At 38.8% G+C, this 22,976-nt stretch carries 24 protein-coding genes; 21 read left to right on the top strand and 3 right to left on the bottom strand.

Going from position 1 to position 22,976, the window contains the following annotated elements; genetic code table 11:
• Window positions 1-2: 2 nt before the first annotated feature.
• Window positions 3-1,718 carry a sensor domain-containing diguanylate cyclase gene (locus tag V7161_RS08645; protein ID WP_335444098.1) on the top strand — a complete coding sequence of 572 codons (1,716 nt, stop codon included), beginning with the start codon at window positions 3-5 and terminating at the stop codon, window positions 1,716-1,718.
• Window positions 1,719-1,768: 50 nt separating this feature from the next.
• Here the strand turns inward: V7161_RS08645 and V7161_RS08650 are convergent, their stop codons facing one another.
• Genes V7161_RS08650 through V7161_RS08660 form a run of 3 tightly spaced genes read right to left on the bottom strand, consistent with a single transcriptional unit; the run spans window position 1,769 to window position 3,948 of the window.
• On the bottom strand, window positions 1,769-3,010 hold the full coding sequence (locus V7161_RS08650) for a hypothetical protein (RefSeq protein ID WP_335444101.1): 1,242 nt from the start codon (window positions 3,008-3,010) through the stop codon (window positions 1,769-1,771).
• Entirely contained in the window at window positions 3,007-3,471 is a 465-nt protein-coding gene (locus V7161_RS08655; RefSeq protein WP_335444103.1) for a PulJ/GspJ family protein, read from the bottom strand. Before V7161_RS08655 ends, V7161_RS08650 begins: the two co-directional genes overlap by 4 nt.
• A 12-nt stretch (window positions 3,472-3,483) precedes the next feature.
• Entirely contained in the window at window positions 3,484-3,948 is a 465-nt protein-coding gene (locus V7161_RS08660; RefSeq protein ID WP_335444106.1) for a type IV pilus modification PilV family protein, read from the bottom strand.
• A 269-nt stretch (window positions 3,949-4,217) separates the two neighbouring features.
• On the opposite strand from V7161_RS08660, the gene V7161_RS08665 reads away from it, so the two are divergent.
• The 20 genes from V7161_RS08665 to V7161_RS08760 all read left to right on the top strand — a co-directional run bounded on the left by V7161_RS08665 (window position 4,218) and on the right by V7161_RS08760 (window position 22,974).
• A complete protein-coding gene (locus tag V7161_RS08665) occupies window positions 4,218-4,994 on the top strand; it encodes a hypothetical protein (protein ID WP_335444108.1) in 777 nt (258 codons plus the stop codon).
• 23 nt (window positions 4,995-5,017) lie between these two features.
• Window positions 5,018-6,331, top strand: a complete 1,314-nt coding sequence (locus V7161_RS08670; RefSeq protein WP_335444111.1) for a hypothetical protein — start codon at window positions 5,018-5,020, stop codon at window positions 6,329-6,331.
• The gene (locus V7161_RS08675) at window positions 6,315-8,009 is read left to right on the top strand and encodes a GspE/PulE family protein (protein ID WP_335444113.1); all 1,695 of its coding nucleotides are present in this window, start codon (window positions 6,315-6,317) and stop codon (window positions 8,007-8,009) included. The genes V7161_RS08670 and V7161_RS08675 overlap by 17 nt, the downstream gene beginning before the upstream one ends.
• 12 nt (window positions 8,010-8,021) lie before the next feature.
• Window positions 8,022-9,071, top strand: a complete 1,050-nt coding sequence (locus V7161_RS08680; protein WP_335444115.1) for a type IV pilus twitching motility protein PilT — start codon at window positions 8,022-8,024, stop codon at window positions 9,069-9,071.
• On the top strand, window positions 9,064-10,269 hold the full coding sequence (locus tag V7161_RS08685) for a type II secretion system F family protein (RefSeq protein ID WP_335444117.1): 1,206 nt from the start codon (window positions 9,064-9,066) through the stop codon (window positions 10,267-10,269). Before V7161_RS08680 ends, V7161_RS08685 begins: the two co-directional genes overlap by 8 nt.
• Window positions 10,270-10,411: 142 nt before the next feature.
• Entirely contained in the window at window positions 10,412-10,855 is a 444-nt protein-coding gene (locus V7161_RS08690; protein ID WP_335444120.1) for a prepilin-type N-terminal cleavage/methylation domain-containing protein, read from the top strand.
• Window positions 10,855-11,601 carry a prepilin peptidase gene (locus V7161_RS08695; RefSeq protein ID WP_335444123.1) on the top strand — a complete coding sequence of 249 codons (747 nt, stop codon included), beginning with the start codon at window positions 10,855-10,857 and terminating at the stop codon, window positions 11,599-11,601. Before V7161_RS08690 ends, V7161_RS08695 begins: the two co-directional genes overlap by 1 nt.
• A 24-nt stretch (window positions 11,602-11,625) precedes the next feature.
• Window positions 11,626-12,621: a type IV pilus biogenesis protein PilM gene (gene pilM / locus V7161_RS08700; RefSeq protein WP_335444125.1), complete on the top strand. Its 996-nt coding sequence runs from the start codon at window positions 11,626-11,628 to the stop codon at window positions 12,619-12,621.
• Window positions 12,621-13,445, top strand: coding sequence for a PilN domain-containing protein (locus tag V7161_RS08705; protein ID WP_335444127.1), 825 nt, complete (start codon window positions 12,621-12,623; stop codon window positions 13,443-13,445). The genes pilM and V7161_RS08705 overlap by 1 nt, the downstream gene beginning before the upstream one ends.
• Window positions 13,442-14,254 (top strand): type 4a pilus biogenesis protein PilO, encoded by an 813-nt coding sequence (pilO, locus tag V7161_RS08710; protein ID WP_335444130.1) that lies wholly within the window; start codon window positions 13,442-13,444, stop codon window positions 14,252-14,254. The genes V7161_RS08705 and pilO overlap by 4 nt, the downstream gene beginning before the upstream one ends.
• A gap of 134 nt (window positions 14,255-14,388) precedes the next feature.
• Window positions 14,389-15,465: an SPOR domain-containing protein gene (locus V7161_RS08715; protein ID WP_335444132.1), complete on the top strand. Its 1,077-nt coding sequence runs from the start codon at window positions 14,389-14,391 to the stop codon at window positions 15,463-15,465.
• A 228-nt stretch (window positions 15,466-15,693) separates the two neighbouring features.
• Window positions 15,694-16,266, top strand: a complete 573-nt coding sequence (locus V7161_RS08720) for a Maf family protein (RefSeq protein WP_335444135.1) — start codon at window positions 15,694-15,696, stop codon at window positions 16,264-16,266.
• A 45-nt stretch (window positions 16,267-16,311) separates the two neighbouring features.
• Window positions 16,312-17,001, top strand: coding sequence for a RadC family protein (radC, locus tag V7161_RS08725; RefSeq protein ID WP_335444138.1), 690 nt, complete (start codon window positions 16,312-16,314; stop codon window positions 16,999-17,001).
• A gap of 162 nt (window positions 17,002-17,163) precedes the next feature.
• Entirely contained in the window at window positions 17,164-18,177 is a 1,014-nt protein-coding gene (locus tag V7161_RS08730) for a rod shape-determining protein (protein ID WP_335444140.1), read from the top strand.
• Between the two features lie 29 nt (window positions 18,178-18,206).
• Window positions 18,207-19,088 carry a rod shape-determining protein MreC gene (gene mreC / locus V7161_RS08735; RefSeq protein ID WP_335444141.1) on the top strand — a complete coding sequence of 294 codons (882 nt, stop codon included), beginning with the start codon at window positions 18,207-18,209 and terminating at the stop codon, window positions 19,086-19,088.
• Window positions 19,085-19,600: a rod shape-determining protein MreD gene (mreD, locus tag V7161_RS08740; protein WP_335444144.1), complete on the top strand. Its 516-nt coding sequence runs from the start codon at window positions 19,085-19,087 to the stop codon at window positions 19,598-19,600. Before mreC ends, mreD begins: the two co-directional genes overlap by 4 nt.
• Before the next feature lie 129 nt (window positions 19,601-19,729).
• A complete protein-coding gene (gene minC, locus V7161_RS08745) occupies window positions 19,730-20,410 on the top strand; it encodes a septum site-determining protein MinC (RefSeq protein WP_335444147.1) in 681 nt (226 codons plus the stop codon).
• Between the two features lies 1 nt (window position 20,411).
• Entirely contained in the window at window positions 20,412-21,215 is an 804-nt protein-coding gene (gene minD, locus V7161_RS08750) for a septum site-determining protein MinD (protein WP_223591164.1), read from the top strand.
• A gap of 105 nt (window positions 21,216-21,320) precedes the next feature.
• A complete protein-coding gene (locus V7161_RS08755) occupies window positions 21,321-22,115 on the top strand; it encodes a M23 family metallopeptidase (protein WP_335444150.1) in 795 nt (264 codons plus the stop codon).
• Window positions 22,108-22,974, top strand: a complete 867-nt coding sequence (locus V7161_RS08760; protein WP_335444153.1) for a M50 family metallopeptidase — start codon at window positions 22,108-22,110, stop codon at window positions 22,972-22,974. Before V7161_RS08755 ends, V7161_RS08760 begins: the two co-directional genes overlap by 8 nt.
• Window positions 22,975-22,976: the final 2 nt, after the last annotated feature.

The following is a 22,976-nucleotide window of genomic DNA, read 5'->3' on the forward strand; positions in this document are numbered from 1 at the left end:
AGGTGCAAGTAAATCCGCAAATGAAAAGAGTCATTTTTATCGTTTGGCTCTTATTAGTGCCTGCTGGCATGGTGTATACTTATCAATCTTACCCTCCTCATACTTCTGGTTCTTGGGTCGATTTACTAGCCTTTTTGCTGCTAACTTGTGTTGTTGCCTGCATGCCGATTGTCATTAACGAAATTTTTATTTTTTTAATTCAATGGGTGGCATTAGCAACCTTTTTAAAGTACGGGCTATTTGTGGAAATGGTTTTTGCTCAAATAGCTGTTATCGTTTTACTGCTAAAACTTAAGGTCCTCCAAAAAGGCCAATTATTCCGGCTGCCGCTTAATTTGATTATGTTTTTCCTTGTTTCTTTTTATAGCGGTTTTATCTATCATCTTCTTGGTGGAGAGACAGGTCCTAATTTATCTGAAGATCCTCGTTCCATTTGGCTTGGTGTTTTATATGCAATCTTAAACTATCTGTTAAACCAAGTGCTTATCTCTTTTAATCTCTACTTTATTTATAAAAGCAGAGAGCCTTATTTTGGAAAAGACTTCATTGTCGAAACTCTAACGACATTAATTACCTTCCCAATTGGATTCGTTTTGTACATCCTATATAAACAGGTGGAATTATTGGCGCTTTTATTTATTGGCGTCCCATTTGTCAGCATTTCAATCATTTTCAACCTTTATTATTCAAGTGAAAAAATTAATGAATACTTACAAAAAGCTGCCGAAATAGGTCATCAAATGGCTGAACGATTACAGGTAAATGATGTTATCGATCTATTTATTCAAAAGCTCGGAGAAATGCTCCCAGTAGACTATGCTTATATTTTGGAAGTAAAAGAAGATGAACTATTATTAATTCGTCGGATGGAAGCTGGAAAAGTATTATCCAATGATTTTCCAGCCTTGAAAAAAAATGAAGGCATCAGCGGCAGAAGCTGGGCGAACCAAAAGCCCTATCTTTACTCGGCAAGATTAGAATGGCGGGGAATAACAACAGGGTATATACCCGGTGATGCTGAAAGTATTTTGTGTGTGCCAATTCTCAGAAATAGAAAGGTAATTGGGGTATTACTCTTGGCTTCAAAGCGGAGACGTGCCTATGAAAAATTCCAACTCATGATCATTGATATCCTTTGTTCCTACTTTGCCGTTGCGATGGAAAATGCCAAGCATTATGAACTGACGAAAATGCAAAGTGAGCGCTGTTCCTTAACGAAATTATACAATTATCGTTATTTTGAAAACCTGTTGAATGAAGAATTTGAAAAAATGACCCGATTTGTGCGAAAGAATTTATCATTAATTATCCTAGATATCGACCATTTTAAACAAATAAACGATACATATGGGCATCAAGGTGGAAATGAAATCCTACGTGAGCTCGCTAGTAGAATAAGTGAAATAGTAGGAGTTAGCGGGACAGTTGCCCGGTATGGTGGAGAAGAATTTGTAATATTATTGCCAAATATCACAAAAGGAGAAGCCTATCAAATGGCCGAGCATATTAGGCAGTCGATAGCAAACAGGCCTTTTATCCTTCGGCAGTCTTTAGATTACAATCATCAGCAAGTAATGATAACTGCTTCTATTGGTGTTGCAACCGCTCCTGAGGATGCTGAAGATCCATTAGCATTGATTCGACATTCTGACCGAGCATTATATGTTGGGGCGAAACGGGCTGGAAGGAATCGGGTGGCGGAGTATTCGTCGTGTTAAAAAAGAGGTGTGACCGTAATTGCAACGGTCACACCTTTTTATATTATTTCTTAATAGTCAACATTACTAATAATTGGGCTGACATTGTTGCCCCAATTTATTTGGAATGCTGGAGGGACATAGGTTCCACATTGTTTTTTAAATAAGTCAAAATTCATGTTTCCTTCCCCAGTAACTTGTCTGTATTCATAGTCATTACCTGATATTTTTGTCCATTGATAAACTTTCCCTAGTACCAATAAATTACTTGGGTTATCAACAGTTTTACTATCATTTATTTTCAAATCGCCGTAAACACACATTTTAGAGGCAGAAATAATGAGTTTTTGTACAGTTGCATTTCCTCCGACATAAACAAAAGATTTATTTGAGATATCAAATTGTTGAGCCACAAATAAATTCTGTCTCACTAATAATTTTGACTCAGTATCTATTTTCAAGTTTTGTTGGAAAGTGGCATTCCCATTTGTTTCGATTAACATATTAGTTTGGCTATTCATGTTTTTTCCTACGGTGATATTTCCATCAGCATGAATTTTAATAACACTAGTATTGTTTTCATTTCCCTGACCTGTAAGAGTTAAGGAACCTGTTGTGTAAATTGTTTGGTTATTTGAAAGTAAATTATTCCCATCAAAACCTTTATCACCTTCAACATAAACTGGGTTACAAGTTGCTAGCGTACCGCAAACGGTATTCGGTTTCGGAATATTAGTGTAATTTGGCAGTTGGTAGCTATTTGGATCATCTGTTGTGGGCAAATTGATGATGGTATCTAAGTTAAGGTACATCTCTGCAAAAAGAGTTGTCTCTTTTCCATCTTCGTTTCCAACAATATTAAAGCTGATATTAACTTTATAGGAATTGGATGCAGGGTCAGCGGCCGCAACAAAATTTTTCAAATAAAAGGATGCATTTGGATGCTCATCAACTCTAATTGGGGTTAGGGAAGTCCCACTTGGAATCAGTGCCTGCAGCTCACTAGCCATTTTTAAGGTTGCTTCTCTTTTAAAGTCCTTTGTTGTTGTGGCGTTAGGTTGACTCATAATAGTACTGACATGGGAATTGACGGTATCCCGTTTTGATTCGTACATTTTTTGGATGGCAACTTGATAATAGGAGATTCCCATTTCAGCAGCTGAAACAGCTCTTGTACTTTTTTCTACTACTTGATTTTGTTTTGTACTTGAAAAGGCTTGTCCCATAAAGGAAAGCGTAATAATCATAAAAATAGTTATAATGACTAATACAGTTACAAGTGCATACCCTTTTTCATTCTTTAAATATTTCATTGATATTTAACACCCTTTACTCGATAGAGGTAGGTATCTATCGCAATTTTATTATTGGGATCTTTTTTGTCACTCGTAGTCAGCGTTAATCGAACATCATTGCCAGTTCGGTTAGGAATAACTGGATTAGTAATTCCATTTTTAATTTCAAATTTGAAGCAAATATAAGGATGTTTGTATATTTCCGTTCTAGTTGAATTATCTTTATTGGTAATATTAACAGTAATCTCACAATTCGAGTTCGTGTTAAGGATGTCATACTGTTTAGCTGTTTGGTGAATCTTTAATAAGTTTGTAACTAAAAGGTTTGTTTCTTGTTGCATCTGATTTTTTGAGATTGCTTTTTGAGAAAAATTAAATCCTTGGAAGAAAACACTCCATATGATGACACTAACCATTGAAAAAATTGTTAATGTTGCTAAAACCTCGACCAATGTTAATCCACGCTCATCTTGAGGCAAAATCATTCCCTCCTACCTTTTTACATATCCAAAAGTTTCGGCAATAATATTGCCTCTTTTATTTAATAGCTGAACCACCATGGAATGAACATATGAAACGCTTGAACTTGTATTCGGGGATTTTTTTATTTTGATATGAACGTTATAATTATCCCTGGTTGTTTCAAAATAGTAATACCCTGGAAATTTATCATAAGAAAAAAAAGAGTAATTAACCAATTCGTTCACGTACGCAGGTGTAAAACCAGTTGTTTGATTATCTATTGCTAGAAATGTTTTTACCTCATTTGATTCCTGCCAGTTAATAAGGACTTCTTTAGCAGTATTAATCGCTTGAGTCTTATCTTGATTTTGCTTATTCACAAATCCCATTTGTGGAAAAAAACTCATAGTTGTCAGTAGGACCATTGATAATATAACAATCGAAATAAGTACTTCAATTAACGTTAATCCTTTTTCATTTTTCTTAAAATTCATTTTAATCAAATCCCTTCCAGGGAGAAATTGTTCTATTCATAGTTTAATAGAATCATTTTAACAAATTTTTTAGATAAAAATTTACAAATGTCAGTAATTAATACCTATAAAAGTTTACCATCTTCTTTTAAACTAGTTGAAAATATTATACAATATTTAGTAGGCGATTTTTGTCTAATTTTTGTATAAAATAAATAAATCTGAGTTTATTTGAAAAATATTGTAGTTTAATAGTATAAATGTTTGTTGAAAAGAGGGGAAGTTACGGGATGGAATCGATTGTCTGGGCCTTAGGGGCTATGCTTGGTTTGATGTTGATTATAGCCTTTTTACCTATTGGTATTACCTTAAGAGGGAAGATTTGTATTGTTTTAGCTAGTTTTGTATTGGCCCTTGGAGGTCTTGGAGCCGTTACTTCTTTCCCGTTATGGCAGTCGGCATTAATGATTTTTTTATTAGTCTTAGTTGCAGCTTATATCATGAACAGCCGTCTTGCTGCGGTTTTATATAGTCAAGAAATAGACTCAATTGAAGATGTTTACGAAGACGAAAGTCCTATATCATTTGACATTGTTAAACAACCAGAGAATTCTACAGATTTAGACATGATTGATTTAGGAGAAATAGAAATTACTGACCCTGCAACAGAAAATCTCGTAAAAATTAATGTAGACTCTCTTGAATTACAACCTCAAATGTTAGAAGAAAATGATGAAATAGCAGAAATAGGCGTTGAAGAAATTTCGTTTCTGGATGAGGGGCCTGAAATTCAATTAGTTGAAACTAATGAAGATATTGAACCGGAAGAGGGATATTTAGCGGATATTGAAAGTTTACTCTTTGAAGAAGCCATTGAACCGACTACATTCCAAGAAGATGATTCACTTGTGGAAATAAAAGAGGATCAGTCAGAAAAAGTAAATATCCTTTTTAATGATGAAAATGATTTGGAAGAGTTATTTTTTGCAATGAAAGAAACGGCTGCTTCCATTGAAGAAGAACAAGAGGAAAGCCAACTGAAAAAAACTGTCCAATTGCAAAAGTAATTTGAAAGAAAGCGGGAATATGGATGAGGAAAAACCAACAGTTTATCAAGCTTTTTATAGTGCTTTTTTTCGGTACTGCTTTTATTTTTAGTTTTTCACACTTTGGAGCACAGGCTTTCGAAAAATTAGGAAACGCAGATGGAAAATATTCAGATGGGACGACAATCGGAAGTATAGATATATCTGGAAAAACGGATAGTGAAGCGGCTAGTTTGCTGGAAGAAAAATATGTCGAATGGCAGAAAAATGCAAAATTTGATTTTCAATACAGTGAGCTAAGTGTTCCATTTGACTTAAACCTATTAAGCTTAGATACAGAAACAACGATTAATTCAATTAAGGACGGTCAGCAAAACCCCGTTTATATTAGTTTAAACCAATCTGATGTCGAGGAGCAGATCCATATTCTTTTCCCGCAGCTCAATAGTAAAGAATTTGACATAGGTAAATTGAAAACTGATATAGAAACAACTGCATCCAAGTTCCAAACAGGAACTTTTACCTTCAATCTTTATAATGATTATTCCCTTGGAGGTAAAAAAGATTTTATCGTAAGTGAAACAGCACTTAAATTAACAGATATCCCTTCAGAACTTCAGACAATCGTGAAGAAAAATCCTGAAATTAAAATTGCCGAAGGAGCTACTTTTTCCCTTTTGGATTTTGCCGGGAATCAGAAGATTGAGAATTCTGAAGCACTTAGTATGCTTGCTACAGGAATTTATCAAACAGTTCTCCCGACTAACTTTACAGTAGTGGATCGAAATATAAGCAGTTCAATTCCTGCATATGCAGAACTCGGATTTGAAGCAAGAGTCAGCCCTGCACAGAAGTCGGATTTAGTCATTACCAATCCAAATAAATCTGCCTATACCATACAGCTATCATTAGAAGACAATATATTAAAAGTTAGCCTAAAGGGTGAAAAACTACTTTACAATTATAAGATAACTAAAAAGGGCCAGCAGCAATTAAAGCCAAAAACAATCGTTCAATACAGTCCACTTGTAAAAGCAGGTAAAACCATGGTTAAAGCTGCAGGGGCTGATGGAATTTCCGTAAAAGTATTCCGGGATATATACCAAGGTGAACAATACCTAAAAAGTGAACTTATATCTGAGGAATATTACCCGCCAATTTATCGTGTTGAAGTTCATGCTCTGAGTGGAACACTACAGGGGGCTTCAACGACTACTACAAGCCAAACTACCAGCACAGTGAATGCTGCATCTCAAACGAATCCTGATGGAAGTCAAACTACTTCAACATCTGACACAACACAACCAGATTCTGATGTTGATAACCTTTGGGGGAAGCCGAATGAACAGCCAAAATAGTGTTGAGGCAAATAAAAAGAAGCAAACTAGAACACGTCTTGGTGATTTATTGTTAGAAGAAGGAATCATCACCGTTGAACAGTTAGAATCGGCTTTGGATGAAAAAGGATCTAACCAAAAACTTGGGGAAGTTTTGCTGCAAAAGGGATATATTACCGATCAGCAATTGGCTGAAGTGCTCGAACGACAGCTTGGTATTCCACATGTAAACCTTTTTCAATATCCCTTTGATACGAATCTCTTTTCGATCATTTCGAAGGATACGGCAAAACGGAATTTAATTGTTCCGCTAAAAAAAGAGGGAAACAAGCTGTTTGTGGCCATGGTTAATCCGATGGATTTTATCATCATTGATGATTTGCGATTATCCACCGGTTTTCAAATTGAAACAGCGATTGCAACAAAAGACGATATATTACGAACGATTAATAAATATTATGACGATGATGAGGGCTTAGAGGAGCTCTTCGATGACTTTTCAACAAGTGAGCGCGGCAGGGATGAAGATGTTACGAACCAAGACTCGCCGATTGTTCGTCTCGTCAATCAAATCCTAACGAATGCCGTCATTCAAAAGGCTAGTGATATTCATATTGACCCGCAGGAAACGAAAATTGTTGTCCGATATAGAGTAGATGGCGTACTAAGAACAGACCGTGTATTACCGCGCCATATGCTAAGTGTGTTAACAGCAAGAATTAAAATTATGTCGAATCTCGATATCACTGAGCACCGAATTCCTCAAGATGGCCGAATTAAACTGCATCTTGATTTTCATCCTATCGATCTTCGTGTTTCGACATTGCCGACCGTATACGGTGAAAAAATTGTAATGCGTCTATTGGATATGGGTGCTGCTTTAAATGATATAAATAAGATTGGCTTTAATACATTGAATTTTAAAAGGTTCAATGACATGATTGAGCAGCCGACTGGAATTGTACTTATAACCGGACCAACGGGTTCAGGGAAATCCTCTACATTGTATGCGGCTCTTAATAAGCTGAACAGTGAAGAAGTTAATATCATCACGATTGAAGACCCGGTCGAATACCAATTAGAAGGTATTAATCAGATTCAAGTAAACACCAATGTTGGGATGACGTTTGCAGCAGGTCTCCGTTCTATCTTACGTCAGGACCCAAATATCATCATGGTCGGTGAGATTCGGGATAAAGAAACAGCGGAAATTGCGATCCGTGCCTCTTTAACTGGGCATTTAGTTTTAAGTACTTTGCACACCAATGATTCGTTAGGGACCGTAACACGTCTGGTTGATATGGGTGTCGAACCGTTTCTGCTTGCTTCTTCATTAAGCGGGATTGTTGCCCAACGATTGGTTCGAAAGGTATGTAAGGATTGTGCGGAAGTTCAGGAACCTTCCATGAGAGAAAAAGATATTTTTGCAAGACGCGGGCTGAAGATTGAAAAAGTTTTGAGAGGAAAGGGATGCCCTTCATGCAATATGACAGGTTATAAAGGAAGGGTAGCTCTTCATGAAGTATTAGTGCTTAATGACGACATGCGTCGAGTCATTATGAATGATAATTCCTTTCAAAAGCTGAAAGAACATGCGATTAAAAACAAAACAATCTTTTTGATTGATGATGGTTTATTAAAAGTGAAACAAGGCTTAACAACAACAGAAGAAGTATTACGTGTAGCTATTCTGGAGTAGGAGTAAGAACAGATGAAAGAAAGAATCGATAATATTTTACGTGCCGCACTTGAATTTAAAGCATCCGATATCCATTTAACAGTGGGGGTGCCACCTGTATTTCGTATCAATGGTGATATTAAGCGTTATGGGAAGGATATGTTATTGCCTGCAGATACAGAAGCAATCGCTCAAGCAATTGTGCCTGAAAATATGTATGACTTGTTTAAGGAAAAGGGAGAACTGGATTTCTCTTATGGTATTCCAGGTGTATCGCGTTTTCGTGTTAATGCCTACCATCAAAGGAAAAGTGTAGCTCTTGCGCTTCGTGTTGTTGCATCCAAAACGCCTACTATCGAGGATTTGGATTTGCCTGAAATCATTCCAAAGCTTATGGAAAAACCACAAGGATTAATTCTTGTTACTGGTCCAACAGGTAGCGGTAAATCAACCACCCTTGCTTCAATGATTGATTATATGAACCGGACGATGCGTAAGCATATCATTACACTTGAAGACCCGATCGAGTACCTTCATAAACATGGTAATTCGATTATAGATCAACGTGAGGTTGGTTTTGATACGAAATCCTATGCCAATGGTTTAAAGGGGGCACTTCGTCAAGATCCAGATGTTATTCTTGTTGGGGAAATGCGTGACCTAGAAACGATTGGTATTGCTATTACGGCAGCGGAAACTGGGCATTTAGTGCTAGGTACCCTTCATACATCTAGCGCCCCGTCAACCATTAACCGGATCATTGACGTATTTACGCCGGCACAGCAGCCGCAAATTCGGGTTCAGTTGGCATCAGTATTAGTGGGAGTTATTTCACAGCGTCTATTTCCTACTGCCGATAAAAAGGGCCGAAAGGCGGCAACTGAGATTTTAGTTAACAATCCGGCTATTGCCAACCTTATCCGAAGTGAAAAAATTCACCAAATTTCAAGCACAATGCAAACGTCCCGGGCCCAGGGAATGCACACGCTGGAAATGAGTATTCGCGACTTGCTTGACCGTAATTTAATTCAGCAAGAAGCTGCAACAAAATACCTACACGAAAAGATGATGCAGGATGCCTAGGTTCAAATATACAGGTCGGGATCGCCGAGGAAAAAAACAGGGCACTGTTACAGCTGCTTCAAGACGGGAGGCGATGGTCAAGTTAAAAGAAGAGGGTGTCAGGGTAGTCGAAATGAAGGAAGTCCCTGAAACTCTTATGACCATGGAACTAACGATTGGAAATCCAGTAAAACTTCAGGATTTTGTTATTTATATAAGACAATTTGCTACATTACTCAAGGCTGGTGTAACTATAGTTGAGGCAACAGCAGTCCTTGCAGCTCAAACAGAAAGTAAAGCATTAAAAAGGATATTGCTAGATGTAGAACAGGAGCTTCGTGAGGGAAATCCGTTTTCTGAGGCTGTATCGAAACATACAAAAGTATTTAATTCGATGTTTATCAATATGGTTAAGGCCGGAGAAGTTAGTGGTAATATGGATGAGACACTAGAACGTCTTGCGACTGATTTTGAAAAACAGCATCATACAAGGCAGAAAGTTGTTTCAGCTCTAACTTACCCCCTTGTAATCGGTATAATTGCCATTATGGCCGTTATTTTCTTACTAGTTGGAGTTGTGCCTAAATTTGTAACTATGTTTAAAGACATGAATGCAGAGCTGCCAGGAATAACGAAATTTGTCTTATCATCCAGTGAATTTATGAAATCATTTTGGTGGGTTGTTTTACTAATATTCATTGCTATTTATCTTGGTTTTACCTTCATGAAAAAAAATAAGCAGACAAAATACTTTCTAGATTATGCACTCTTAAGGATGCCTATATTCGGTAAAATGATGCAAAAAGCACAACTAGCCAGAATGATGAGAACACTTAGCACTTTATTTTCAAGCTCCGTTCCTATCCTGCAATCTATGGCAATTGTTGAAAAAGTCGTAGAAAATGAAGTGATTTCAAAAGTCATTCGTGAATCAAGAGCCTCTCTTGAGAAAGGCCGATCCATGACAGAGCCAATGAATGATCACTGGGCCTTTCCTCCTCTTGTTACACAAATGATTTCTATTGGTGAAGGAACTGGGGCATTAGACGCAATGCTTTCAAAGATTGCTGAATTCTATGAAAAAGAAGTAGAAGCAGGTACAGATAGACTAAAGTCCCTGATTGAGCCAATCATGATTGTCTTTTTAGCAGGTATTGTAGGGGTAATTGTCCTATCAATCATGATGCCAATGTTTTCAATGTTCGACCAAATGAGCTAATAATTGCAAATTTTCACATAATTAATACAAAATTCCAAATCTTGAGACAAAAAATGATAAAAAACTCTTTTCGAACACTGTCATTTATTGTATACTCATAGAGAAATATTACTAGGTTCATAGAACCAGAGGGAGCGGTAAAATGGTACAAGCGTTAAAATTAAAAATGGAGGAACAAAAAGGATTTACACTAATTGAACTACTTGCAGTTATTGTTATTTTGGGGATAATTGCTGCGATTGCGATTCCTGCGATTGGAAATGTTATTGACAAGTCAGACAAAAAGGCAACAGCTCAAGAGGGAGTAACAATTATAAATGCTGCGAAGTTATATATGGCCGAACATCCGCAAACTGGTGTTGTAACCAATTTAGAACTTGATAAGAGCTCTGGTGAATTAGATTCTCAATACTTGGATCACGTTAAGGATGATACTTTTACTGTTGTAGTAAATAGAGCTACAACTGCTGGTACATTTACTTATTCATTAAAAGGTCATACAGCAAATACTAATTATAACCAAGCTACTTTGTCAGAACAACAACTAATTAATGCGGCTAATGGAAAAACTCTTGGCAGCAACTAATGATTTACTTTCTATTATTAATATATGGTCTCCTCTTAGGCTCCTTCTTTAACGTAGTAGGCCTAAGGGTACCATTAAAAAAATCAATCGTAAAACCAAGATCAGCATGTCCTACTTGCGGACATCAGCTTACACCATTAGAACTAATTCCGGTTTTATCTTATACGCTTCAAAAGGGGAAATGCCGCGGCTGTCAGTCGCGGATTTCTCCTATCTATCCATTTTTTGAACTGCTGACAGGAATATTGTTTGCAGCGGCACCATACTTGGTTGGATGGTCTGGAGAATTATTCGTTGCCTTATCGTTAATTTCAATGTTTATGATTATCATCGTTTCCGATATTCATTATATGATCATCCCTGATAAAATTTTAATTTGGTTTGCAGGGATTTTTTTATTGGAACGATTTTTTATGCCTTTAGACCCATGGTGGGATAGTGCCCTTGGTGCAGTCACTGGATTTTTATTACTGTTGACCATAATGATCGTCAGCAAAGGCGGTATGGGCTTCGGCGATGTGAAACTCTATGCTCTGCTCGGACTCGTATTAGGATTTAAACTGGTCTTATTATCTTTTTTTCTTTCAACATTGTACGGTGCTTTAATCGGCGGCGTAGCCCAGCTATTTAAAATCGTAAAAAAACGCGAACCAATTCCATTCGGCCCATTCATTGCAGCCGGTACCTTGACAGCTTATTTTTGGGGTTTGGATCTAATAGATTTATACTTTAAAATTCTATTATAGGAATTTTTTTAAGGGGTTCATGATATGGCATTTTCCCTCTTTTCTACTAAAAATCGAATAATCAACCTTGTAATAAATGATCACTCGATTCGCTTTTTGGAATTGAAACAAGCGAATCCCCCTGTACCGCAAAGGTGGAATGAGCGCTTTTTGCCTCCTGGAATCATTACCGATGGAAAAATCGTCGACATTGATTCACTCTCAAGCATACTTGAGGAGTGTATTGACGAATGGAAAATTCGCAGACGTTCGATTCGTTTTATTGTTCCAGATCCGCTCGTCATTATACGGAAAGTCTCGATTCCGGCAGATGTGCAGGAAGATGAGATTAAGGGGTATCTTTATTTAGAGCTAGGTTCTAGTATACATTTACCTTTCGAGGAACCGGTATTTGATTATTACTCGCTTCCGGATAACGGCAAAACAAAGGATTTATTATTATTTGCTGCTCCGGAGCAGAATGTAATGGAGTATGTTGATCTACTCAACAGCGTCAAATTAAACCCAGTTGCGGCTGATATTTCTCCGCTTTCCTTATATCGTTTGTACTACCATTTAGGGCAGGCAACCTCGGATGAAGTTCTTTTCACTGTTCAATTCGATCTGACCAGCGTCAATTTATGCATTTTTGATGAAACGGTGCCGTTAGTCATGCGTCATTTCGCCTTGCCGTTTGCTTTCGATAAATGGGAAATTACCCGGGATACATTAGGATTAATGGTTTGCAAATATACGGGGGAACCGGAAGAATTGGTTGTCCAGTTTGAGGATATTTTTAAAGAAATTAACAAGTTATTGGATTTTTATCGTTATTCACTTAATAGTGAAAAGCAGGATGTTACCAAGTTTTTATTATATGGCGACCATCCAATGCTGATGGCTATTTTTGATGAAATGAAAGAAAGATTTGAAATTCCTGTGGAATTAATCAATTTCGAAAAGGAAGCAACGAGTAAACCGGTTAGTGTACCGAATAATCTATTACTGCCTTTAGGTCTTGCTTTAAAAGAGGTGCAATGATGCTAGTAGAAATTAACCTGCTTCCTCAAAAAGAGCCCAAAAAATTCAATATTATCTATTTATCATCCATCGTCGCGGCATTAGTTCTCATTGGCGGTGTTTACTTTTGGCAGATTCAATCCGTCAAAAGTGATGTGGAAGCTGTTGATAGTCAAATAGTAGCGACAAAGAAACTTGCTGATAAGCAACAGCAAAATGCCAATCAAGCACAAGTAGCTTCTTCTGCAGGATTACTAAAATCTGCCGTTGAATGGGTGAAAAACTACCCAATTCAAACCATCCCGGTAATGAGACATCTGACATCTCTATTACCCGAGCGCGGATTTATTCAGTCCTTTGCTTATACAGAGGCAGGGACGGTCACACTTAGTGTGCAGTTTGACAGTGCAAGAGAGGCTGCCTATTTTTTGGAGAATTTAAAAGAATCTGCGTGGATTGCCGATGCCAGCCTTAGCTCTCTAAGTGCTGTCGAGAAAAAGGAAACGACTGCAGCAACGGCACCAACTACTGGTCAAAACACTGCAACAAATACTAGCAGCCAAAACACAGCTACAACTGCTACTCAAAATACAGCGAATACAAACACTGCAGCTACTACTAATCAGAGTACAACTGCTTCAGGTCAAACTAGCACAACAAGTACAACTGCTAGTACAACAACGAATACCGCAACCAATTCAGGTTCTGCAGCCACTGGCACAACAGCCCAACCTGATAAAAATATTCTTCCTAGGTATCTTGGTCAATTTGAAATTAAGTTTAATAAAGATGTTATAAAAACGGATTTGAGCAAGAAGAAGGCTGAAGGGGGGACAGGCTCATGAAGTCCCGCCTATCAAAACTTGACAAAATAATCGTGGCTGGCGGTTCCCTAGTAATCATACTGGTATTCGTCTATGCCCAGTTCCTTTCGCTCACACCTTTGAAATCAGATTTAGCATCTAAGCAGCAAGAACTAAAAACTGAAGAAAAGCTGTTAGACATGATGACGAATAAAAAGTCTGACACCGAAAAGACAGAACCTGAAAATACAAGTGAACTGCAAAAGCAGCTTCCTGTTATGCCGCTTCAGGAACAAGTTTTATTGGATTTAGAAAAGGCAGAAACCGTTTCTAATAGTCAGATTAAATCCATGAGTTTCACGAAAGATGCAGATGTGACGCCGCCAGCCGCTGAGGCTGCTGCAAATACTGGCACTACTCAAACACCTGCACAAAATCAAAGTACTACAAATCAGAGTACTCAAAATCAAACGACAACTGCTCAAGGGACCGGCAATCAAGCTTCAACCCAACAACAGGCTGCAGCCACTGCTCCAAACGGTCTCAAAAAGATTACCGTTCAACTTCAGGTTGAATCACAAAACTATACAGATTTAGAAAAATTCATCGAAACATTGGAGTCGCTGCCGCGAATTGTGGTAGTCGAGGCAATCAATTATACTGGCGAAGAAGAGGTTACCAGTCTTAGTCAAGAGAAAAAACCGTTAACCTATTCGCTTACCGTCTCTGCCTTCTACATGCCAACATTAACCGACCTTGCAGCCCAGCTGCCAAAAATTGATGCACCGGCACCAGCAGGTAAAGATAACCCATTAACCCAGTTTCCGGCTACGGCAGCAACTCAGCCTTAATGAACAAGTTAGCGAATGAACCAATAATTTGGCGAAACTCTACGATAACAAGACGACAAAAGTCTTGTTATTTTTTTTTGCCCCTATGATAGGATGAAACTAATTATCTGTCGGATGAGAAGGGAGAACGTAGAGTGGACAAGCCTAAAAAAGGCAATACGATCACGATAAAGTTAAATGGAGAAAATCAGTCATTTCAGGAAGAAACCCCAAAACAAGATATTGATGCCAACATTGAACCCTATTCCAAAGTAATAAAAATAGATAGAGAACTGCCGGAATCGGAAGGAATGAAGGAAACTGCTGCCGCACAGGAGTCCGTTGATGAGAGTTTTGACTGGATCATTCCTGAAGCGGCTGAAAATGAAATTGAAGAATTTAAATTTACCAATAATACAAACCCTAAAACAATCAGCCACAAAAACCTACCATCCTTAACAACTAACTTTAAGAAGAAAAATGGCCGGCCTTTAAGTTCCATATTAATCTCTGCATTTTTCGCCGTTTTAATAGGCACCACAATTGGCTTTTTCATGTTAAAGCTTGTCATAACGGAACAAGGTGAAAAAGTTCCGACGACTCAACCAGTCGTTAGTGAAACTGGAACTGGAACTGAAAAAACGACCTCAGAAGGCAAATCCACCTCTTCAGTCATAGAGCAATTAACAACCTATGTGGTTCAAGGAGGCGTATTTTCTTCCAAAGAGGGTACCCAAGAAATCGCAAAAGATTTGGAACAGAAAGGGGTCCCGTCACAAACGGTTGAATTAAATGGTAAGTTCTATCTACTTTTAGGCTTAGCGGATTCAATCGAAACGGCGAAAGCTTTAGGAAACCAGTATAAAGAAAATGGAGTAGAAGAAGTATTTGCAAAACCATTATTGCTGGATGAAAAGAAAGTTTCCAAAGTAACGGATAAAGAAAAGTCCTTTATTGAAGAACTTCCATCTATCTATCAAACTTTGGCAGGAGCAACATCGAGTGCTCTCGTCACCAAAACGATTCCAGCAGAGTCAGCGAAATCTCTAGCTGGCATTGAAGAACAATTAAAAGCCAGCGGCATTAAAAATGATAAGATTAAAAAACTAAAGACAGAATTAACAAGTGCGGATGAAAAGATAAAAGCGTATCAAAAGTCTAAAGCTGCAAAAAGTTTAACCGAGGCACAGCAGCATCTATTAAATTTCTTGTCTCAATACAATGCTATGTAAGTCAGTATCTGACAAACTTCGGTATTTTCCGGGAAATGAATAATATTATTTCGCCTGCTCAACTAGGGCAGGCTTTTCAATGTCCACAATTCTTCCATTAAATGATTATTTCTGCATAATTTTACAAAATTCATCAAACTTTAAGGATATTAAAATTGTTTGCTTTTACAATTTCTGATACGATTAACTTGTATCTCCCTATACAAATGCAAAAGGTAAGGTGATCAAATGCAAAACCTCATTTTAGCCTCTTCTTCTCCACGGCGAAAAGAACTTCTAGAAACTCTCCAGTTAACATTCGCGATCTCAAGCAGTGAAGTAGATGAAAGCTTTGATCCATCACTCTCTCCAGAGGCAGTCGTGATGGAGTTAGCCGAACGAAAGGCCACGGTTATTTTTAAACAAAACCCTGATTCTTTTGTGATTGGCTCTGACACGATCGTGGTCGCGGATAATCGAATCTTAGGTAAGCCCGCTGATGAAGCAGAAGCCATTAGTATGTTACAAAGCCTTTCAGGCAGACAGCATGAAGTATTTACTGGTGTATCGATACTGTCTCCAACAAGTTCAACCCGTTTTTACGAAAAAACAGAAGTTTGGTTTTGGGAGTTAACGGATGAAGAGATACGGTCATATGTAAAAAGTGGTGAACCGCTTGATAAAGCAGGTGCATATGGCATTCAGCAGCTTGGAAGTATGCTTGTCAAAAAAATACACGGAGACTATTTTGCGGTTGTCGGTCTGCCCGTTGCAAGAACGGTACGGGAATTGCAAAGGTTAGGCTACCAGTTGCCGTATTAATTTTTTTAAAGTTCATTAACTCCCGATTATTAGGGAGGAAATAAAGTGTCCACAAATACATTAATGATTCGTGATTTCCCTCAAGACGAAAGGCCAAGAGAGCGTTTTATCAATCATGGGCCGGAAAGCTTATCGAATCATGAATTAATTGCCATCTTACTTCGAACTGGAACAAAGGATGAATCCGTGCTGCAATTATCGAATCGCCTGCTAACCCATTTTGAGGGGCTGCGGCTGTTAAAATCTGCCACCTTGGAAGAAATTACCGAAATTAAAGGAATTGGTTCAGCCAAGGCGATTCAAATTCTGGCTGCTGTTGAAATTGGCAGAAGAATTGCCAATCTGTCCTTTAACGATCGTTACGTCATCCGCTCCCCCGAAGATGGTGCAAAGTATGTCATGAACGATATGCGCTTTTTGTCGCAGGAGCATTTTGTCTGCCTTTATTTAAACACCAAAAACCAGGTTATTCATAAACAAACGATTTTTATCGGGAGCTTGAATGCAAGCATAGTCCATCCCAGGGAGGTCTTTCGCGAAGCCTTAAAGCGGTCAGCTGCCTCCGTTATTGCTTTGCATAATCATCCCTCCGGTGACCCTACTCCCAGCCGAGAGGACATAGAGGTCACGAAGAGACTGGTGGAATGTGGAAAAATTCTAGGCATCGACCTCCTCGATCACCTCATCATTGGTGAAAATAAGTTTGTCAGCTTGAAGGAAAAAGGATATTTATAACACTATGTTTTTATTTGACGTCACGCTATAATATTAGTTATGATTTTTTAGGACTGCTTTTGACCTAGCAATATAAAAAATAAGAAAAAAGACATGATATAAAAGGTGATTACCTGCCTAGGGAATTTTTGCATTTCGTATCAGAAAGGGAGCTACATAATTATGTTTGGAATTGGAACAAGAGATTTAGGAATTGATTTGGGGACTGCCAATACCCTCGTCTATGTAAAAGGAAAAGGAATTGTCCTACGTGAGCCATCGGTTGTGGCCTTGCAGACCGATACAAAAAGCATCGTTGCCGTTGGGAATGACGCGAAGAATATGATTGGACGGACACCTGGTAATGTCGTCGCAACACGACCAATGAAGGACGGTGTCATTGCCGATTTTGAAACAACGGCAACGATGATGAAGTACCACATCCGTCAGGCTCAAAAAAGTAAAAGTGTTTTCTCTGGTAAGCCATATGTCATGGTATGTGTACCGTCTGGAATCACAGCAGTAGAAGAAAGAGCGGTAATCGACGCCACAAGACAAGCCGGTGCCAAAGACGCATACACCATTGAAGAACCGTTTGCGGCAGCAATCGGGGCCAATCTTCCTGTTTGGGAGCCAACTGGCAGCATGGTGGTCGATATTGGCGGGGGAACCACTGAAGTTGCGATTATTTCTTTAGGCGGTATTGTCACAAGCCAATCGATCCGCATTGCCGGTGATGAAATGGACGAAGCGATTATTTCCTACATCCGCAAAAATTATAATTTAATGATTGGGGATCGTACGGCGGAAACAATCAAAATGGAAATCGGTTCTGCCGGCATCCCTGAAGGCATTGATAATATGGAAATTCGCGGCCGCGATTTATTAACAGGCCTGCCAAAAACCATCGAAATTACTGCAAAAGAGATTGGAACAGCCTTAAATGATACGGTTTTTGCGATTGTCGAAGCAGTGAAAAATACACTCGAAAAAACTCCGCCGGAGCTTGCTGCAGATATTATGGACCGGGGAATCGTCCTAACGGGCGGCGGTGCCTTGCTTCGTAATTTGGACCGTGTCATTAGTGAAGAAACAAAAATGCCTGTGTTAATTGCTGAAAATCCTCTTGATTGCGTGGCAATCGGAACAGGAAAAGCATTAGACCATATTCATTTATTTAAAAATAAAGCGAAATAATCGCGATAGAAAAATAGAGGTGTATAATCATGCCACAGTTCTTTTTGAATAAACGACTGATCATTTTGCTTGTCAGCATCATTGTTCTCGTGGCATTGATTGGGTTTTCTTTAAGGGAGAGAAGCAAACTATCCTGGCCGGAGCAATTTGTGAAGGACACAACCGGCTGGGTTCAATCCCTGGTTTCAAAGCCTGCCAATTTCGTTGCAGGCTTTTTTGAAAATCTCCAGGATTTGCAAAATACATATGAAGAGAATAAAGAACTTAAATCGCGGATTGAAGATCTTGTCAGCCTTGAAGCAGAAAACCAAGAGCTGAAAAAAGACAATAAGGAATTACGTGACATTCTCGGTGAAAAAAGGACCCTGAGAGATTTTAAACCATTACCAGCTACAGTTATTGGCAGAAACCCTGATCGTTGGCATGAAATGATTATAATCGATAAAGGAAATCTCAACGGCATCAAAAAAAATATGGCGGTTGTTACCGCCAAAGGTCTCATTGGCAAGGTGAAGACGGTCAACCAATTCAGTTCCACCGTACAGCTCTTGAGTGCGATGGATCCAAAGAATCGGATTTCCGTCACCATTCAAGGTGAGACAAGTATTTATGGTTTTGTTCAAGGCTTCGATGATAAAAAGAAATTACTGTTAGTGAAAAGCATCCCAGCTGGAGTTAAAGTGGAAAAAGGCCAAAATGTGATTACTTCAGGTAAGGGCGGTGTTTTCCCCGAAGGATTGGTCGTTGGGAAGGTTGAAGAAGTTAAACCTGATCAGTATGGGCTAAATCAAACGGCTTTAGTAAAACCCGGAGCGGATTTTTATGATATTGAAAACGTTATTGTCATTAAACGGTTAATGACGCAGCCTGAATTAACGGATATGGAAAACGGGAAGGAGAAGGATCTATGAAAAAATTCCTTCTTCCTCTTTTGTTTTTGTTTCTTTTTCTAGCCGAAAGTCTTTTTGTTCAGTTTTTTCCTGGAAACTCTTTCGGCGGGAAGGTCATCGTCCCCCATTTTTTATTTGCGGCCATTGTTTTTTTAACGATATTTACAGGCAAAAAACAAGGAATTATCTATGCGGCCGTTTTTGGAATGATATTTGATATTGTTTATGTTGAAATTATCGGGATATACTTTTTTCTTTTTCCCTTTATCTGTTACCTTGTGACAAAAATCATGCATATCATGCAGGCAAATATCATTATTGCCTTCCTCGTTTCCCTTTTGGCCATTGCGTTATTAGAGATTGGGGTATATGAAATGAACTTCCTCATTCATGTGACCGATCTCGATTTTATGGGATTTTTAAATTTACGTTTCTATCCAACGCTAATCTTAAATGCGATTTTTGTGTTGATTTTTGGATATCCATTAAAGAGACGCTTTGAAAAGTATGCCGATGCATTGAGAGATGAATGATTTTTTTAAAAAAGAGGAGAATAGACACATTGTGTCGAATTTTATAAAGAAGAATCTGCACTTTGATTCGGAGTAGATCATTATATCTATTTCGAAATTGTTTTTTTAATTATGAGGTGAAAAATCTCCATGAAAAATCGGCAAAATGTTACAATAAAAGGGACAAAAGATGGACTTGTCCTTCATCTTGATGACAGCTGTTCCTATGAGGAGCTAAAAAAAGAATTAGACCAAAAGCTTTCTGCAAATTCCCAGACACAGGATGAGCGTAATTTAATATCTGTTAAAGTGGAAATCGGTAATCGCTATTTAACAGAGGCGGAGCAGGAAGAATTAAAAGAGTTAATTCGGCAAAAAAAGAATTTAGTTGTTGATAATATTGAAGCGAATGTAATTACGAAAGAAGAGGCCAACCGCTTAAAGGCGGAAACAGAGGTCGTGACCGTGTCCCGTATTATTCGTTCCGGCCAGGTGTTAGAGGTTCCAGGTGATTTACTGTTGATTGGAGACGTAAATCCTGGCGGAACGGTAATGGCAGGCGGAAATATTTTTATAATGGGTACATTAAAAGGAGTGGCCCATGCAGGCTATTTAGGCAATGACCAAGCCGTTATTGCCGCTTCGAGCATGAAACCATCCCAGCTGAGGATTAGCGATTGTATTGAGCGAACACCGGAATCGGTTCAAAGTGTAGAGAAACGAGAGATGGAATGTGCTTACATAGATGATAACCGCCAAATCATTATTGATAGATTGCAAGCTTTAATTCAATTAAGGCCTGATTTAACTAGATTAGAAGGGGGACATTAAAGTGGGAGAAGCAATAGTAATTACATCCGGTAAAGGCGGAGTAGGCAAAACAACAACCTCTGCGAACATTGGTACTGCACTCGCCCTTCAAGGGAAAAAAGTATGCTTAGTAGATACTGACATCGGTCTTCGAAACTTAGATGTCGTAATGGGACTTGAAAACCGAATTATATATGATTTGGTTGATGTTGTAGAAAAAAGATGCAAAATTCATCAAGCTTTAGTGAAGGACAAACGTTTTGATGGGTTATTGTATTTATTGCCTGCAGCACAAACGGTTGATAAATCGGCTGTTCAGCCAGAGCAAATGAAAGAACTTATCACCGAATTAAAGCAGGATTACGATTATATCATTATTGATTGTCCAGCCGGAATTGAACAAGGCTATAAAAACGCCATTGCCGGCGCGGATAAAGCCATCGTCGTCACGACGCCTGAAGTTTCTGCCGTACGTGATGCCGACCGGATTATTGGTCTCCTTGAAAAAGAAAAGGGTATGGAGTCTCCTAGATTAGTCGTGAATCGGATACGCAATCATATGATGAAGAGCGGTGACATGCTCGATTTAGACGAAGTCACCCAGCATTTATCCATTGAGCTAATCGGAATTGTCGCGGATGATGAAGAAGTCATTAAAGCTTCAAATCACGGTGAACCGATTGCCTTAAATCCTAACAGCAAGGCATCCATTGCCTACCGGAATATTGCCAGAAGAATTCTAGGGGAATCCATCCCGCTTCAGCCGCTTGAAGAAGCAAACAAGGGTGTCTTTACAAAACTTAAAAAGTTCTTTGGAGTTCGATAAATAATGAAGCCTGTCTACATGAATTGTGGACAGGCTTTTTTGTAGTCATACTCTTTCATACCTGCTCATAGACTTGTACAAAAAGCGGGAAAAGGGTTGATGGGTATGGCTCGATCTTCAGCGGATGAAATACGGCGGCGAATCGCCAGAAGAAAAAAAGAACAAGGGACTCAAGGGACTCAGGGGAAAAGTCCAGACCGGCATATTGCTTGGCCAGGAGATGATGATGATAAATACGGATTTAATCATTTTAGCTCTTCAGGGCCGAATGGAGACGACGGGCATCCCTTATTTAAGAAGGAAGTCTTTTTCTTTAAAATTTTAGCGTCTATCCTCCTGTTTTTAGTGGTAGCTATCCTGTTTCGCAATCAAACAGCCTCATTGGAACCGGCAAGGGATGCGATTGTCAAAACAATGGACAAGGACTTTAAATTTGCGACCGTATCAAAGTGGTACGAGGATAAGTTTGGCAAACCGCTTGCCCTGCTTCCTTTTACCGATGATGATAAAGCTGGTAAAAAAGAGGTCGTTCAAAACAAATCGGCTGTAGAGGTTTCCGGGCGACTCCTTGAGAATTTTAAGAAAAATGGCCAGGGCATCATGATTGAAACGCAAAAAGGAGCAGCGGTTCAATCGATTAATGATGGCTTCGTGCGCTTCACAGGTGTGAAAGATGGGTTAGGGAAAACCGTCATCATCCAGCACTCTGACGGCTCCGAAACCTGGTATGGGAATTTAGACGCGATTAAGGTCAATTTATATGATTTTGTTGAAAAAAGAACGGTGGTTGGCTCCGTCTCTTCCTCTTCTGGCGAAGATAAAACAAAAGGCAAATATTATTTTGCGATAAAAAAAGGCGATGATTTCATCGACCCAATTCAGGTGATACGATTTGAATAGAGCGATAATTTTACTTCGTCATGTTCATATCCATCCATTGTTGTGGATTGTGATTGCACTTTCGATTGCTACAGCGCATTTCCTTGAAGTTTGTTTACTCCTTGGGATTATTTTCATCCATGAAATGGGGCATGCTGCTGCAGCTTCTTTTTTTTCATGGAGGATCAAAAAAATAACCCTGCTGCCCTTTGGCGGGGTCGCTGAGATGGATGAGCATGGCAATAGGCCGTTAAAAGAGGAGGCCATTGTGGTCATCGCTGGTCCGATCCAGCATATTTGGATGGTAGGTCTGGGATACGGTCTATTATCCTTTCATCTCATATCAGAAGAGTTATTTAGTTTATTTTTGAGTTATAATCTGATGATTTTTCTGTTTAATCTATTCCCAGTCTGGCCGCTTGATGGCGGCAAACTGGTTTTCCTGCTGCTATCATTAAAAAATTCATTTCCGAGCGCCCATCGGATTACGCTTTTGCTCTCGTTTGGCAGCTTACTTCTATTTTCCATCGCGATCTTAGCAGCGGCTCCCACACATCTCAATGTTTGGATCATCATTGCCTTCTTATATTTCTCGCTGTACCACGAATGGAAGCAGCGGCGCTATATTTTTATGCGATTCTTATTAGAGCGTTATTACGGAAAAAAATCCAGCCTGCATAATTTGAAGCCTATACAAGCGGATGAACAGGATTTACTCATCCATGTCTTAGAAAAATTCCAGCGAGGCTGCAAGCACCCGATCATTGTGGAGGTCGATGGCCGGGAAAAGGGCAGATTAGATGAAAATGAACTATTGCATGCATACTTTACAGAAAAACGTTTGACCGATAAAATCAGTGACCTTTTATTTTCGTATTAAAA

The organism is Neobacillus drentensis, assembly GCF_036965425.1.
Taxonomy (GTDB): domain Bacteria; phylum Bacillota; class Bacilli; order Bacillales; family Cytobacillaceae; genus Neobacillus; species Neobacillus drentensis_F.

Coding starts and splice junctions, on each gene's coding strand:
- V7161_RS08650 (WP_335444101.1), bottom strand. CDS start 3,010: ATGAAATATTTAAAGAATGAAAAAGGGTATGCACTTGTAACTGTATTA.
- V7161_RS08660 (WP_335444106.1), bottom strand. CDS start 3,948: ATGAATTTTAAGAAAAATGAAAAAGGATTAACGTTAATTGAAGTACTT.
- V7161_RS08665 (WP_335444108.1), top strand. CDS start 4,218: ATGGAATCGATTGTCTGGGCCTTAGGGGCTATGCTTGGTTTGATGTTG.
- V7161_RS08670 (WP_335444111.1), top strand. CDS start 5,018: ATGAGGAAAAACCAACAGTTTATCAAGCTTTTTATAGTGCTTTTTTTC.
- V7161_RS08675 (WP_335444113.1), top strand. CDS start 6,315: ATGAACAGCCAAAATAGTGTTGAGGCAAATAAAAAGAAGCAAACTAGA.
- V7161_RS08680 (WP_335444115.1), top strand. CDS start 8,022: ATGAAAGAAAGAATCGATAATATTTTACGTGCCGCACTTGAATTTAAA.
- V7161_RS08685 (WP_335444117.1), top strand. CDS start 9,064: ATGCCTAGGTTCAAATATACAGGTCGGGATCGCCGAGGAAAAAAACAG.
- V7161_RS08690 (WP_335444120.1), top strand. CDS start 10,412: ATGGTACAAGCGTTAAAATTAAAAATGGAGGAACAAAAAGGATTTACA.
- V7161_RS08695 (WP_335444123.1), top strand. CDS start 10,855: ATGATTTACTTTCTATTATTAATATATGGTCTCCTCTTAGGCTCCTTC.
- pilM (WP_335444125.1), top strand. CDS start 11,626: ATGGCATTTTCCCTCTTTTCTACTAAAAATCGAATAATCAACCTTGTA.
- V7161_RS08705 (WP_335444127.1), top strand. CDS start 12,621: ATGCTAGTAGAAATTAACCTGCTTCCTCAAAAAGAGCCCAAAAAATTC.
- pilO (WP_335444130.1), top strand. CDS start 13,442: ATGAAGTCCCGCCTATCAAAACTTGACAAAATAATCGTGGCTGGCGGT.
- V7161_RS08720 (WP_335444135.1), top strand. CDS start 15,694: ATGCAAAACCTCATTTTAGCCTCTTCTTCTCCACGGCGAAAAGAACTT.
- V7161_RS08730 (WP_335444140.1), top strand. CDS start 17,164: ATGTTTGGAATTGGAACAAGAGATTTAGGAATTGATTTGGGGACTGCC.
- mreC (WP_335444141.1), top strand. CDS start 18,207: ATGCCACAGTTCTTTTTGAATAAACGACTGATCATTTTGCTTGTCAGC.
- mreD (WP_335444144.1), top strand. CDS start 19,085: ATGAAAAAATTCCTTCTTCCTCTTTTGTTTTTGTTTCTTTTTCTAGCC.
- minC (WP_335444147.1), top strand. CDS start 19,730: ATGAAAAATCGGCAAAATGTTACAATAAAAGGGACAAAAGATGGACTT.
- V7161_RS08755 (WP_335444150.1), top strand. CDS start 21,321: ATGGCTCGATCTTCAGCGGATGAAATACGGCGGCGAATCGCCAGAAGA.